The sequence below is a fragment of the Salinilacihabitans rarus genome, from assembly GCF_024296665.1.
In the GTDB taxonomy this organism is placed as follows: domain Archaea; phylum Halobacteriota; class Halobacteria; order Halobacteriales; family Natrialbaceae; genus Salinilacihabitans; species Salinilacihabitans rarus.
In genome coordinates this window covers 1,310,808-1,324,356 of sequence record NZ_CP100762.1, presented here as the reverse complement: position 1 = coordinate 1,324,356, position 13,549 = coordinate 1,310,808, and the positions used below count along the sequence as shown (strand labels likewise).

Sequence of the window (13,549 nt, the reverse complement as noted above, 5' to 3'; positions counted from 1 at the left end):
GGTTCGGCGTCGTCGTCTCGCGAGCGTTACGGGGTAGCCGGCACGGTCACGGCGCCGACGGCGGCGTACTGCAGATTCTCGTTCTCCTGCATGCTCAACTGGACCGCGCTGGCGGTCTCTCCCTCGCCGTCCGCGACGGCGACGGCACCCTGCTGTTCGTTGAAGTTCTCCTGGGCGACGAACTGGGCCTGCTCGATCTGGGCGTTTGCCTGCTGGTCGACGTCGTTGGTCTGGTAGTTCTCGCCCGCGAAGTCGAACGTGACAAGCGAGTCGCTGCTGCTCTCGCCGGCGAGGGTCACGCTCGTCTCCTCGGTGTAGACGACGCCGCCGTGGCTCGATCCGCCGACGGTGACCGCGTCGGCGTACCCGACCTGCGCGTTGTAGTTCTGCTGGTAGGCCAGCTGGACGGCGGTCGCCTCGCTGCCGTTGGTCGCGATGGCGATCGCCGAACTCTGCATGTTGACGTTGAGCTGTTCGGCGCTCTGGTACTGGGTCACCTCGGCGTTGCTCTGCTGGGCGGCGCCGCCGTCGCCGTCGCCGTCGGACTTTTTCTTCTTGTCGTGGCTGCCGACCGTCTCGGTCTCCTGACTGACGATCTCGTCGGCGGCGGCGCCGGCGGTCGCGACGTTCATCCCGGAGGTGGCCTCGAGCACGTTGATGGCCTCGGCGGTGCCGAGTTGCGCGTTGAGGTTGCTCTGTTCGGTGAACTGGACGGCGGTCGCGGTCGCGTTCTCGCCGACGGCGATGGCGACCGCGGCCGTCTGTTCGTTCACGTTGGCCTGATCGACCTCCTGGGCCTGCTCGACTGTGGCGTCGGCCAACTGGACCGCGCTGGCGGGCTCGCCCGCGTGCCAGTCGTAGGTCATCTGGTAGTGGTCGGGCGCTTTCTTGTACTTGGCACCGTCGCCATCGCCGTCGCCGTCGGTCTGGTAGACGTTCGTCGCGTTCGCGGCGCCTTCCTGCAGGTTCTCGTTGTACTGGTAGGACTGCTGGATGGCGGTCGCTTCGCTCTCGTTCTCGGCGATCGCGAACGCCGTGTTCTGCTGGTTGACGTTCGCCTGCTCGACTTCCTGGTACTGCGTGATCGTCGCCTGGGCCTCCTGCGTGACCGTCTCGGCCTTGTCGCCTTTCTTGTCGGCGATTCCCCAGCCCTCGAACTGCTGGCCGCTGTCGCCGACGACGACGTAGACCGTGCCGACGTCCTCGAACAGGGTGTTCGAGACGTCACCGGCCCGGTTCTCGGCGGTGGCCTCGCCGACCTGGGAGTTCGAGTTCCGCTGGTTCGCCTCCTGGACGGCCGTTGCCGTCCCGTTGTCGATCGAGATCGAGGTGGCGTTGCCCTGCTGGTTGATGTTCACCTGGTCGACGTCCTGGTACTGGATGACGTCGGCGGACGTCTCCTGGTCGACCTCGCCTAACGCGTGCGTTTCGATGTACTCCTCGAGTGTCATGTCCTCGAGGTTCGCGCCGAAGACGAGGTAGAGCTCCTCGCCGTCAGCGAGCGTCTGTACGGCCTGTGTTCCGTCTTGCTCCTGTGCGACGGCCGCCGGGGTGGCGATCGCCACCGTCGACAGCACCAGCATCGCCGCGAGGAGAACTGACGTGAACCGTGATCGTGCTGACATCCTGATTGTCGTAATTCGTTTGACGTGTCCCGTGAGGGTCTTTTGTTGCTAGGTCTGTGCGACGCAAACCGTCATAACCCGAAGACGGTCTTTGTTATCAGTAAATTGCCGTCGAGAACGACGCGGCTACTCGGCGATAGACGCCCGTTTACGGCGCGACGTGGGTCACCGCACCGCCGAGACCCACAGGCGCCGCACCCGCGAGCGGACGAGGACCCACCAGCCCGCGGCACCCCCGACGCAGCCGACGAACGCCAGCCATCCGTCGGCGCTCCCGTCCGTCGCCGCCAGCGCCAGCGCCCCGAGCAGCGCCGCGCCGGCGAACGCCCGCGCCGGTTCGCGGCCCGTCAGCGTCGCCGCGAGAAACAGGTAGGCGAGACCAAACCCGACCGACGCCAGCACGTCGACGAGGTAGTGAACGCCGAGCGCGAGCCGCGAGAGGCCGACGACGCCGACGGCGACCGCCGCGACCGCGACCCCTCGCCGGGTCGCCGTGCGCCCGCCCCAGAGCGCGAGCGCGGTCCAGAGGACCGTCGCCGCCATCGTGTGGCCGCTCGGGAACCCCTCCCCCTCGCGCGGGACGGCCTGCAGCGACGAGGGCGGACGCGAGAAGCCGAACGCCGCCTTCAACACGAGCGTGAGCGCGAGGCCGCCGAGCACGACCGCCAGCACGAACGCGGCCCTGTCGGAGACGGGACGGCCCGACCCGCGCCGGGCGCAGCGGTACGCGTCGGCGCCGACGAACGCGAGCAACACGCCGGCCGCAACGAACGCGTCGCCGAGCAACGCCGCGAACTCGAAGACCGGCACGGACCACTCGGGGAGGGCGGCCCGGATCAGTTCGGTGACGCCTGCGTTTCGGTTCATTGCGAGACGGCGCCGTCTCGGCGCCGCGACGCGTTTCCGTACTCCGTCTCGACAGTTAACGCTTTCAACGTGGCTCCGCCGTACCGCGACCCGCTCTCCAGCACCCGGCAGTTACAGGGCTCACCTACTTGCCCGAATTCGGAATGGTGGTAGCGTATGCAAGCCGTCGTTCTCGCCGCCGGCAGGGGTACCCGCCTCCGGCCGTTGACGGAAGACAAGCCGAAAGCGCTCGTCGAAGTCGACGGCCAGCCCATCGTCGAGGACGTCTTCGACAACCTCGTCGAGATCGGCGCCGACGAACTGATCGTCGTCGTCGGCTACATGAAAGAGCAGATCATCGAGCGCTACGGCGACGCGTACGAGGGGGTGCCGATCACGTACGCCCACCAGCGCGAGCAGTTGGGCCTCGCCCACGCCATCCTCCAGGCCGAACCCCACGTCGACGACGAGTTCGTGTTGATGCTCGGGGACAACGTCTTCCGGGCGAACCTCGGCGACGTGATCAACCGCCAGCGCGAGGAGCGCGCCGACGCCGCGTTCCTCGTCGAGGAAGTCCCCTACGAGGAAGCCTCGCGGTACGGGGTGCTGGATACGAACGAGTACGGCGAGATCGTCGAGGTGATGGAGAAACCCGACGAGCCACCGTCGAATCTCGTGATGACCGGTTTCTACACGTTCACGCCCGCCATCTTCCACGCCTGTCACCTCGTCCAGCCCTCCGATCGGGGCGAGTACGAACTGCCGGACGCGATCGACCTCCTGATCCAGTCGGGCCGGACGATCGACGCCATCCGGATGGACGGCTGGCGCATCGACGTCGGCTACCCCGACGACCGCGACAGAGCGGAGGAACTGCTGCGGGGCGACGCCGAACCCGTCGTCGGACCGGCGGCGGCCGAACGGGCGTCGGAAGCCGGAACGGACTGATCGTCGATGGCGCGCGCTCTCGTCACCGGCGGCGCGGGGTTCGTCGGTTCGCACGTCGCCCGCGGACTGCTCGAACGCGGACACGAGGTCGTCGTCCTCGACGCGATGGACCCGTACTACGACCTCCGGATCAAGGAGCGCAACCTCGAGCGGTGTCGCGAGGTCGGCGGCGACCGCTTCGAGTTCGTCGAGGGGTCGATCACCGACGCGGACCTCGTCGCCGACCTGTTCTCGACCCGTGACGTCGACTTTGTCTTCCACCAGGCCGCGCAGGCGGGCGTCAGGACGAGCGTCGAGAACCCGATGAAACCACACGAGATCAACACGACGGGACTGGTGACGCTCCTGCTCGCGGCCGAGGAGTACGGCGTCCGCCGGTTCGTCAACGCCTCGTCCTCGTCGGTCTACGGCGAGGTCGAGTATCTGCCGTACGACGAGGAGCACCCGACCACTCCGCAGAGTCCGTACGGCGTGACGAAACTGGCGGCGGAGCACTACTGTCGGGTGTGGGAGACGATCTACGACGTGCCGACGGTGAGCCTGCGGTATTTCACGGTGTACGGGCCGCGGATGCGCCCGAACATGGCGATCACGAACTTCACCTCGCGGTGTCTCGACGGGAAGCCGCCGGTGATCTACGGCGACGGCCGGCAGACCCGGGACTTCACCTACGTCGACGACGTCGTCGAGGCGAACCTCGCGTTGCTCGAAACCGCCGCCGCCGACGGCGAGGTGGTGAACGTCGGCTCCACCGGCACGATCACGATCGAAGAACTCGCCGACCACGTCGTCGCCGAGACCGGCGCGGACGTCACCCCCGTCTACGAGGACGCCCGCCAGGCCGACGCCCGGCACACCCACGCCGACGTCTCGAAAGCCCGCGACCTGCTCGACTACGAACCGACGACGGGCATCCGCGAGGGCGTCGCCCGGTTCGTCGACTGGTACCGAGCCAACCGCGACTGGTACGAACCGCTGGTGATGGAGTCGCGGACGAGTCCCATCGCGTAGTCGACATGGACGCGTTCAGCCACACGCCGGGCACGATTCCGCGGGGCTCGGGGGAAGGCGCTTCCGGGACGGACGGCGAACCGGACGAGTGCAACCTGGTCTACGTGATCAACGCCCTCGACACGGGCGGGGCCGAAGTCGGAATGTGCCGGTTGCTCGACGGACTGGACGACGATCGATACGACGTCACCGTCGTGACCGTCGCCGGCTACGAGGAGACGTTCGTCGACCGACGGCTCCCCGCCGATCGGACGATCCTCGACTGTACGAGGATCGGGAGCGTTCGGGACGTTTCGAGGCTCGTTTCGGCGGTGGCCGGCGCGGACGTCATCGTCGGCTCGCTCTTTCACTCGGTCCTCCTCGTCCGACTCGCCGGAATCTTCAACCGCGACGCGGTCGTCGCCACGTGGCAACACAACGAACGGTTCAAATCGGCCCTCAGGAAGCGGCTGTTCGGCGCCACGTGTCGGCTGAGCGACGTGGTGCTGGCCGACTCGGAGCCGGTCGCGGAGATGCTCCGCGAGCGGTTCGAGTTGCCCGACGAGTTCGTCCGAACCGTTCCGATCGCCGGCGTCCCGCTGAGCGAGTTCGAACGGCGGGAACACGGCCACGCCGACCCGGTGGTCGTCGGAAGCGTCGGGGTGCTGTCCGAGCAAAAGAACTACCGGACGCTCCTCGCCGTCGCGGAGGAACTCGCCGGGAGCGGGGTCGTCTTCCGGATCGCCGGCGACGGCCCCGAGCGACCGGCGCTGGAGTCCCGGATCGAGTCCTCGGGGCTCGAAAACGTCGAGTTGCTCGGTGCGGTTCGTGACCTGCCGCGGTTCCTGAACTCGATCGACGTCTACGTCCAGCCGTCGCGGTTCGAGGGCCTGTGCATCACCGTCGTCGAAGCGATGGCCGTGGGGCTTCCGGTCGTCGGCAGTTCGGTCGGCGGGATCGAACACACCGTAGCCGAGGGCGAGTGCGGATACCTCCACGACCCGGACGACGTCGAGGGGTTTTGCCGGTCGATTCGGGAACTGGCGGCCGATCCGACGAAACGACGGCGGTTCGGCGAGCGAGGGCGGGCGATCGTCGAAAACGGCTACACGCAGGAGATACTCGTCGAGGCGTTCGAACGTGCCGTTCGCCGCGGTTCCCCGTGAGTCCGAGCCGTCGAGGAACGCTCCCGCCGGCACGCATCGGATCCGAACACTGTCACGGACGTCGTGACGGCCTATTATAGAAACCCGCGTGGTACCCGTCGGCGATGCGGATCGCCTTTATCCATCCCCACTTTCCGACGGCGGAGGGGACCGGCGCGACTCACACGGCGACGCAGGTCGTGAACGGACTCGCGGAGACGGACCACGACGTGTGCGTGTACTGCGCCGAAACGCCGTCGGACGACCTCGAAACGCCCGGGGTCGAGTACCGATATCTCACCGGGAACAGCCGTCACCCGCACACGGACACGCGGTTGAACGAGGAGGTCACCGCCAGACTCGACGAGTTCGGCGAGTACGACGTCGTCCACAGCTACCTGATGTCGCTGATTCCCGCGATCGCGGCGGTTGGGAAGGAGACGGATGCGGGGACCGTCGTCACGCTGAACGCGTACCAGGGCGTCTGCCCGAAGAACGATTTGCTCTACTTGAACGAGCGACAGTGCGAGCGCAAGTCGATCCCGAAGTGTCTGAACTGCATCGCCCGCACGGGATTCGAAAACGAGGAGTACGGATACTGTTACCGGACGGCGAGCCAGCTCTTTTCCCTTCGATTGGTCCGGTCGGCCGAACGACGCCTCGCGCACGTCGACGCGTTCCGCGCCCCTTCCGACCACGTTCGAGAGAACTACGTCCGGTTCGGGTACGACCGCGACCGCATCCACGTCGTTCCGCATCCCGTCGACGAGGAGTTCTCCATCGATCACCGAAGCGACTTCGCGGAGCCGTACGGGCTCTTGTACGTCGGCTCACTCATAGAGCGCAAGGGAGTCAAGAAGCTGATCCCGATCCTGGAGGCCGCGACCGACGGCGCGTTCGACTTCGAACTCACGGTCGTCGGAACCGGCGGACTGGAATCGACGCTCCGGGAGCAGGCGGCCGAGCGAGGCGTCGACCACCTCGTGGAGTTCGCGGGGTTCGTCCCGAACGCCGAACTGCCGCCCGTGTACGCCGAGCACGACTGTTTCGTCTACCCCGGCATCTGGGAGGAGCCGCTGGCTCGCGTATATCTGGAGGCGCTGGCGACGGGGACGCCGATCGTGAGCAGCGAGTACGGAGCCGTGGCGGAGATCATCGGAGAGGGCGGGGTGACTACCGACGGCTCCGTCGGGGGCTTCCGCGAGGCGATCCTCCGACTCGTTCGCGGTGATCGCCTTCGAGCCCTCTCACGGGGCGGAAAACGGAAGGCGAGGGAGTACGACAGGGAACGCGTCCTCGGGGGTCTCCTAGAAATTTACGGAGCCGTCTCCGATCGGGGACGCGGGTCGGAGATCAGTGTGGAACTGTAGCCCGTGTGTCACGGACCCGTCGTGAGACGCACCGATCCGACCCCCCAAGCTACCGAACGGTGATCGACCGTGCACGTCACGATCCTGTGTGAGAAGCTCTCCGTCAGCGGCGGCGGATCGAACGTCAGCCTCGACGCCCTGGCCCGAGCGCTCTCGGAGCGCGGTCACACGGTGACGCTGCTGACGATCGACCGGGAACGAAACGAGTTGCCGACGGAGCGACCGTACTCCGTCGTCGAGCGTTCGATCGATCGATCGGCACACGCCGTGCGGTGGATTCGCGAGGTCGCACGACTCATGGATCGCCACGACGAGTGTGACGTCTTTCACGTGTTCGCGCCGATCTTGCTCCCCGCAGCCGGGCTGTACCGAAGAGACGGCGAGACGCCGGTCGTGGGGAGGCTCAACTCGTACGCCCTGTTCTGTACGAACCAGGGGGAGATGACGCCAGATTGTTACGAGCACTGTTCCAGTTACCGCAAGTTCGTCCACGACGACACCGGAATGGTACGAAAGCTGCTGAAATCGCCGGTGTACGTCGGTCGAACGAACGTCGTTCCGCGACTGGTCGACCGCGTGGACAAGTTGTTCGCGCAGAGTCCGGCGGTAAAAGACGTGTACGCGACGGTCGGATTCGACGTCGAGATCACGGTCGTTCCGAATTTTTACGAGCCCGGGTTCGTCGCGGCCGACGCTCCCCCGTCGGGGACCGATCGGTTCGACGAGACGGCGTTCGACGTCCTCGCCGTCGCCCGTCTGGAGGAGTACAAGGGGTTCCGGACGCTCCTCGCTGCGACCGCGCGCCTCGAACGTCCGATTCGCGTACACGTCGTCGGTGACGGGCCCGACAGGGAGGCGCTCGAAACGTACGCGGAGTCGACCGGAGCGACAGACCGGGTCACCTTCCACGGCTGGATCGCCCACTCGAACCTCCCGCGGTACTACGACGAGGCCGACGTCTTCGTCCACCCGGCGACCTGGCCGGAGCCGTTCGGCCGCGCCGTCCTCGAATCGATGCAGTACGGTACGCCGGCCATCGTCTCCGACGTCGGCGGTCCCCCGTGGGTCGTCGGGGACGCGGGTCTGACGTTCGAACCGGGGAACCCGGACGACTTGCGCGCGAAACTGGCGTCGGTCTACGACGACCCCGGGTCGCTGTCGACGCTCCGAGAGCGGTGCGAGGCGCGACTCGAACGGTTCGAACCCGAACGAGTTCTCGACCGCCTCCTCCGGGAGTACCGCAGCGTCACGTGACCCTCGAGAGCCACTCCCGGACCGTCTCGTGTACCGTTCGCGCCGCGTCGTACTGTCTCGACCCGGCTTTCGTCGCGACGAGGTAGTAGTAGTACGGCGGTCGGTACGGAAAGGCCGCGATCGCGCGTTTCAACTCCCCGACCGCCTCTCCCGGGTCGTTCTGTCGAGCGCAGACGTGGGCCAGATTGTAGTGGCGCTCGGCGAGTCGGTACGACGACAGCCGACCTTCGTGCTTCCGCAGGAACCGTCTGATGCTATCCCTGTGTTCGTAGTGTCCCCGTTCGGACGTCAGCTGGTCTTCGAACCCCGTGTAGTGGACGTACAGGGGCTGGTCGACGGCGTACAGCGAGTACCGCTCGGCGAGACGGAGGTACAGATCGTAATCCTCGCTGTGTCTGAGTTCCGCATCGAAGCAGCCGACCGCTTCGAGCGCGGCCCGTTCGAACAGGCCGCCCCCGATGCCGCCGAGCACGTTCGCCTCGCGCAGATCGTCGGCGGTTACGACGCCCCGCTCCAGGATCTCGAACCTGACGCTCCCGTCCGTCTCTACTTTCTCTTTCGAGGGGATCACGCCGACGAACTCCCCCCGGTCGAGATGCTCGATCAGGCTCTCTATCGCATCCGCTCTGAGTTCGTCGTCCGCGTCTAGAAAGAGGATACGGTCGCCGCTCGCGTTCCGGATGCCGACGTTGCGCGTCTCGCTGAGCCCGTCGTTTTCCGCCTTTCTGATGTACCGGACCCGATCGTCGTGGTCGGCCATCAGTCCCCTCGTACCGTCGGTCGACGCGTCGTCGACGACGACGTGTTCGACGTCGTCGTACGTTTGCTCGGAGACGCTCTCTATCGCCCGGGGGAGGAGGTCCGCGTGGTTGTACGTCGGGGTGACGACGCTGACGGTGCTCATCTGTTTCGTCGTGGCCCGGGTCGGTTCCGAGGGAGCACCGAGACGACCCGCCGCTTGATCGCTTCGTGGGCTTTCGAGGCCACACCGTACGCCCGCTCACCCAGGACGATCGAGAGGAAGTAGTAGTAGTACGGGATCCTGTACGGGTACGCGGCGATCGCGTCGAGGAGGTTCCACAGCGCTTCGTCCATCCGGCCGGTCTCGGCGTGTGCGTGAGCCAGTCGGTAGTAGTGCTTCGACCGGTGTCGGTTCGAGAGCCGATCCCGGTTCTTCTTCAGAAACAGCCGTCGTTCGCTCAGATACTCGTCCTTGTGCGTCGTCAACTGCCCCTCGTAGCCTCGGTGGTAGAGGTACAGTATTTCGTCGGTTCCGCGGAGCGCGTGCGCTTCGGCGAGTCGAAGACAGACGTCGTAATCTTCGAGGTACCGGAGCTCCTCGTCGAACGAGCCGACGTCCTCGAGCGTCTCCGCCTCGACCATCATCCCGCCGACGCCGCCCACGACGTGCATCCCGTCGGTTCGCATGTCCTCGCTCGTTATCGGTCGCGGCGGCGCGGGATCGACTTCCGTCGTTCCGTCCCGCCAGATCCACAGCTGGGAGGGACACACCGCGATCCACTCGCCGGCTTCGACGAGTTCCAGAAGTGTCTCGATCGCGTGTGGGAGCAGTTCGTCGTCCGCGTCGAGGAAGACGACGTACTCGCCCTCCGCCGCCCTGAGCCCGTCGTTTCGCGCCGCTGCGAGCCCCCCGTTCGTGTCCCGCGTCACCGTCTTGATCCGCGGATCGTGGTAGAGATCGAGTACGCGGGACGTCTCGTCGGTCGACGCGTCGTCGACGACGACGTGTTCGACGTCGTCGTACGTCTGCCCGAGGACGCTGTGTATCGCTCGGGGGATAAACTGGCCGTCGTTATATGTGGGAGTAATAACGCTGACGCGGGCCATTCACCGGTGGACGTCGAATGGGACTCGCATTGTTATATGTACGCTACTGTGAAACAAACGATCCTTGGGCGACCGGTCGCCGGCCGCGCGGCCGGTCGGCAGTCGGACGGTTCGCGTAGCTTCGCGCGACGGAACGACACGTCCACCGGCTAGGGCCGCTCGCAGCGGACGAAGTGCCCGCCGTCCCAGTCCCACAGCCGTTCGGTTTCGAACCCGCGGTCGTCGAACCACTCGTACACTTCGTCCGGGGCGATGGGTCGGTCGTAAAACTCGTCCGACGTGATCACGTCGACGTAGATCACCCGAACTCCTTCCCGCGTGATCGTTCGTTCCAGCCCTCGCAGGACGTCGAGTTCGGCGCCTTCGACGTCGATTTTGAGGACGTCCGGCGTGGGGACGCCCCCGTCGACGAGCGCGTCGCCCGTCGTCGTTTCGACGCGAACGCTCTCCGTCGGGTCGATCGTGAGCGACTCGCTCCGGACGGGGGATCCGTCCTCGGAGAGGAATCCGAACGCGCCGGCGTCCGCGTCCTCGTAGATCCGTAGCACGCCCTCGTCGCGTTCGGCCATCAGGGCGCGCTCGTGAACCTCCGCCGAGAGGCCGTTGAGCGCGAGGTTCTCCTCGATTCGCGCGACGTTGTTCGGGTTGGGTTCGATACTGATGACGCCGCCGGACTGCAGTTTGGCCGCCGCGAAGCAGGTGTAGATGCCGATATTGGCGCCGACGTCCCAGAAGACGTCGTCCGGCTCTAGACGAGTCAAGATGTCGCCGAGGACCGGAAACGACGCGTCCGTCTCGGGGTACTTCTGAAAGACGAAATACTCCTCCGGGTCCTCGATTTTGAACCGCACCGTGAGCCCGTGGGCGGTGATTCGCTGTTCGGTCGGGAAAAACGGGTCGAGGAGCCGCCGATAGGCGTCCGAGAGGATCGATTTGACGCCGAGTTGACGAAGCGGGGACTTGACCGGCTCCGGGACGTATCGAACACCTCGCTTGATCCCGGGGGCCGAATTGGTGATAATATCCACGACGTTCATACCGACCCTTGCCGCCCGGTCTACAATATTACCCGGCGGCTACAGCATCGTAATCGTCATCCGGTCGACGAAACGCCGCTCGTCGGTCGTACGAAGGGCGTCGTTCTCGTTTCCGACGACCGCGAACGGTAACTCCCGCCGGTATCTCGCCGAGTTTCCGTTCCGGTAACGAGGGCTTGGACGTCCGGATGAGAGATACGATTCCGGTGTCCGGTTCGGTACGGACCCGGTTTCTGCATCGGCGATCTCCTGGCGGCTGTCCTGCCGTTTGGCGCGTCGGATGATACCGTCGTCCTGGTGCGGCGTCCGATACGGCCGCACGTGATCCGGCGTCAAACAGTTCCGAGAACGGATACCGAAGTCAGCCAACCAATCGAGAGAACGCACCGTTCAACGCCGACACCATCTCGACTTCGACGATAGCACCGTATCTCACCCGAAGAGTCGCCGGTAGCCCCCCACGAGTCGCGTCGGCAGGTCGGGGACGAGCCATCGCACTTCTGTCGGTGGTTTTTCGCCTCTCGTTCGCGGAATCCTGTGCGGATCGGTCTCGGACGTGATGAGTCGCTGCTCGCCGCCGCTTGTGACCGCCGTCGCGTGGTGTCTGCGGGCCACGTCGACGGCGGTCGCATCGTAGTCGTTGAACGGGTAGCAGAACCGATCGACGTCGACGCCGAGTTCTTCCTCGATGATCTCCTTTCCCTCGGTGATTTCGGACTCGATCGCGTCTCGATCGAGTTCGGAGAGCTTCGGATGGCTCCGAGTGTGGTTTCCGACGGTGACCAGCGGGTCGTCGACGATCTCGGTCAACTGATCCCGAGTCATGTAATCCGACTCGACCGGCATGTACTCGCCTTTCGGGTCGAGAACTGCCTCGCCGATGAGATAGACCGTCGCCGGCGCGTCGTACTCCCGGAGGATCGGCAAGACCGTGTGGTGGAAACTCCGCAGTCCGTCGTCGAACGTGAGCGCGACCCCTTTACCCGTCGTCGGGGAGATCACGTCGGGGAGGTCGACGACGTCGTACCGCGCGTGTAGCCAGTCGAGGTGCGCCCGGAACCAGTCGGCTGGAACGTCGTCCCACCCGGTTCCGTTCACGGAGTGGTACTGGAGGACGACCGGGTGACAGTCCGCGAACAGATGAACGAAGTTCGTACGGGCGTTAAGGCCCCGGAGGAGACGCTGTTTCGGAATCATGAGGAGGTGTAGTAGCGACGCGACCGACTTCGGACCTCGGCGTCGCTCGCACGGGTACAGCCGATATCGAACGCGACGGCGCTTCGAGCGAGCGTCGTCCGAACCGGACGTTTAGGAACATCTCTTCGCGATCGATTTCAACCGACGCCGCCCTGTTACTTCAGTATTACATCGCGCCGCATCCGCTGCACAGCGCGCTGGACACCGTCGGAGTCGCCCGCCTCCGCGTTCGTCTGTGACGTATCGCGTCCGAGTTCGGCTCGTAACAGCCCGATGAGCCCGCTTCTCGACTTTGTATGAACCATTTACCGCGCACCGATGGACGTCGACCTCGCGATCGAGGCGATATGCCGGGTTTAAATAAGTAGGTCCGCGGCCAGCAGTGGGTATGGAGTTCGCGAAGTTGCTCGTCGGGGTGGGATCCGCGGTCAGGGAGGGGGTTCGATACGTCCCGGAACCGGTCAAGGATCCGTTACGGCAGTACGAACTCGGAACGAAGGCGTCGGAGGCCTATCGAGCGGTCCTCTCGCCGTTCGTTCCCGCCGAAGAGCGGATCACGAGCCACGGACTGACGCTCCGATTCAAGATAGCGAACGTCGACGAGTACCTGCTGTTCCAGCGGTATCCGGAGACGGACGCGTCGTTCCCGGTCCTCGGCGACATCTTGGATCACCTGAAACCGGACGATGTCTTCTGGGACGTCGGCGCCAATATCGGCATCTACACCTGCTTCGCGGCGGCCAAACTGCAGTCCGGATACGTCGTCGGCGTCGAGCCGAACCCGAACAACGTCGCGCGAATCGAGGAGAACCTCGCGCTCAACGGTCTCTCGGCCGACGTGTACCAGCGTGCGTTGCTGGCAGAACGCGAAAGCGGCGAACGGACGCTCAAGATAACCGAAGACGCGGGTGCGGGCGAGTTCGGATACCTCTCCGATCGGGCGTCGGACGGAATCCGGGTCGAAACGACGACGGGCGACGCGCTCGTCGACGGGGACGTCCCCGCACCCGACGTGCTCAAGGTCGACGTCGAGGGCGCGGAGTTCGAGGTGCTGAAGGGACTGGAGCGATCGATCGCGGGGTGTCGACTCGTGTACCTCGACGTGATCACGTCGGACAGTTACTACGAGGCCAGCGCGCCCGCGACCGAACTCTACGACTGGCTCGACGACCGCGGGTTCGAAACCGAACGGCTGTGGGACTGGGACGGCGGGCACTTCGTCCGTGCCGAACGGTCAGCGTGAGGGCTCGCATGGGTAGCCCACCCGGTATCCGTCCCCCGGTGTTTTT

The 13,549-nt window shown here is 65.6% G+C and carries 12 protein-coding genes; 6 read left to right on the top strand and 6 right to left on the bottom strand.

All coding sequences use genetic code 11. From position 1 onward, the window contains the following. Positions 1 to 26: 26 nt before the first annotated feature. Both NKG98_RS06970 and NKG98_RS06965 read right to left on the bottom strand, forming a co-directional pair. Entirely contained in the window at positions 27 to 1,625 is a 1,599-nt protein-coding gene (locus NKG98_RS06970; RefSeq protein WP_254768939.1) for a hypothetical protein, read from the bottom strand. A gap of 165 nt (positions 1,626 to 1,790) precedes the next feature. Then, the gene (locus NKG98_RS06965; protein ID WP_254768938.1) at positions 1,791 to 2,492 is read right to left on the bottom strand and encodes a phosphatase PAP2 family protein; all 702 of its coding nucleotides are present in this window, start codon (positions 2,490 to 2,492) and stop codon (positions 1,791 to 1,793) included. A 156-nt stretch (positions 2,493 to 2,648) separates the two neighbouring features. On the opposite strand from NKG98_RS06965, the gene aglF reads away from it, so the two are divergent. The 5 genes from aglF (at position 2,649) to NKG98_RS06940 (ending at position 8,178) form a co-directional block, all read left to right on the top strand. Then, on the top strand, positions 2,649 to 3,419 hold the full coding sequence (gene aglF / locus NKG98_RS06960) for a UTP--glucose-1-phosphate uridylyltransferase AglF (RefSeq protein ID WP_254768937.1): 771 nt from the start codon (positions 2,649 to 2,651) through the stop codon (positions 3,417 to 3,419). Positions 3,420 to 3,425: 6 nt separating this feature from the next. Then, positions 3,426 to 4,430: an SDR family oxidoreductase gene (locus NKG98_RS06955; protein ID WP_254768936.1), complete on the top strand. Its 1,005-nt coding sequence runs from the start codon at positions 3,426 to 3,428 to the stop codon at positions 4,428 to 4,430. 5 nt (positions 4,431 to 4,435) lie between these two features. Then, the gene (locus tag NKG98_RS06950) at positions 4,436 to 5,575 is read left to right on the top strand and encodes a glycosyltransferase family 4 protein (protein WP_254768935.1); all 1,140 of its coding nucleotides are present in this window, start codon (positions 4,436 to 4,438) and stop codon (positions 5,573 to 5,575) included. Between the two features lie 104 nt (positions 5,576 to 5,679). Further along, positions 5,680 to 6,924, top strand: a complete 1,245-nt coding sequence (locus tag NKG98_RS06945) for a glycosyltransferase family 4 protein (RefSeq protein WP_256558477.1) — start codon at positions 5,680 to 5,682, stop codon at positions 6,922 to 6,924. Positions 6,925 to 6,993: 69 nt separating this feature from the next. Further along, a complete protein-coding gene (locus NKG98_RS06940; RefSeq protein WP_254768933.1) occupies positions 6,994 to 8,178 on the top strand; it encodes a glycosyltransferase family 4 protein in 1,185 nt (394 codons plus the stop codon). On the opposite strand, the gene NKG98_RS06935 is transcribed toward NKG98_RS06940, so the two are convergent. The 4 genes from NKG98_RS06935 to NKG98_RS06920 form a co-directional block, all read right to left on the bottom strand. Next, on the bottom strand, positions 8,171 to 9,082 hold the full coding sequence (locus NKG98_RS06935) for a glycosyltransferase family 2 protein (RefSeq protein ID WP_254768932.1): 912 nt from the start codon (positions 9,080 to 9,082) through the stop codon (positions 8,171 to 8,173). The genes NKG98_RS06940 and NKG98_RS06935 overlap by 8 nt on opposite strands. Next, positions 9,079 to 10,026, bottom strand: a complete 948-nt coding sequence (locus tag NKG98_RS06930; protein ID WP_254768931.1) for a glycosyltransferase family 2 protein — start codon at positions 10,024 to 10,026, stop codon at positions 9,079 to 9,081. Before NKG98_RS06930 ends, NKG98_RS06935 begins: the two co-directional genes overlap by 4 nt. Before the next feature lie 149 nt (positions 10,027 to 10,175). Beyond that, positions 10,176 to 11,063, bottom strand: coding sequence for an FkbM family methyltransferase (locus tag NKG98_RS06925; RefSeq protein WP_254768930.1), 888 nt, complete (start codon positions 11,061 to 11,063; stop codon positions 10,176 to 10,178). A gap of 432 nt (positions 11,064 to 11,495) precedes the next feature. After that, entirely contained in the window at positions 11,496 to 12,161 is a 666-nt protein-coding gene (locus tag NKG98_RS06920) for a polysaccharide deacetylase family protein (protein WP_254768929.1), read from the bottom strand. 487 nt (positions 12,162 to 12,648) lie between these two features. Here NKG98_RS06920 and NKG98_RS06915 point away from each other — a divergent pair, with 487 nt between their 5' ends. Continuing rightward, positions 12,649 to 13,503, top strand: a complete 855-nt coding sequence (locus tag NKG98_RS06915; protein ID WP_254768928.1) for an FkbM family methyltransferase — start codon at positions 12,649 to 12,651, stop codon at positions 13,501 to 13,503. Positions 13,504 to 13,549 lie beyond the last annotated feature (46 nt).

Coding starts and splice junctions, on each gene's coding strand:
- NKG98_RS06970 (WP_254768939.1), bottom strand. CDS start 1,625: ATGTCAGCACGATCACGGTTCACGTCAGTTCTCCTCGCGGCGATGCTG.
- NKG98_RS06965 (WP_254768938.1), bottom strand. CDS start 2,492: ATGAACCGAAACGCAGGCGTCACCGAACTGATCCGGGCCGCCCTCCCC.
- aglF (WP_254768937.1), top strand. CDS start 2,649: ATGCAAGCCGTCGTTCTCGCCGCCGGCAGGGGTACCCGCCTCCGGCCG.
- NKG98_RS06955 (WP_254768936.1), top strand. CDS start 3,426: ATGGCGCGCGCTCTCGTCACCGGCGGCGCGGGGTTCGTCGGTTCGCAC.
- NKG98_RS06950 (WP_254768935.1), top strand. CDS start 4,436: ATGGACGCGTTCAGCCACACGCCGGGCACGATTCCGCGGGGCTCGGGG.
- NKG98_RS06945 (WP_256558477.1), top strand. CDS start 5,680: ATGCGGATCGCCTTTATCCATCCCCACTTTCCGACGGCGGAGGGGACC.
- NKG98_RS06935 (WP_254768932.1), bottom strand. CDS start 9,082: ATGAGCACCGTCAGCGTCGTCACCCCGACGTACAACCACGCGGACCTC.
- NKG98_RS06930 (WP_254768931.1), bottom strand. CDS start 10,026: ATGGCCCGCGTCAGCGTTATTACTCCCACATATAACGACGGCCAGTTT.
- NKG98_RS06925 (WP_254768930.1), bottom strand. CDS start 11,063: ATGAACGTCGTGGATATTATCACCAATTCGGCCCCCGGGATCAAGCGA.
- NKG98_RS06915 (WP_254768928.1), top strand. CDS start 12,649: ATGGAGTTCGCGAAGTTGCTCGTCGGGGTGGGATCCGCGGTCAGGGAG.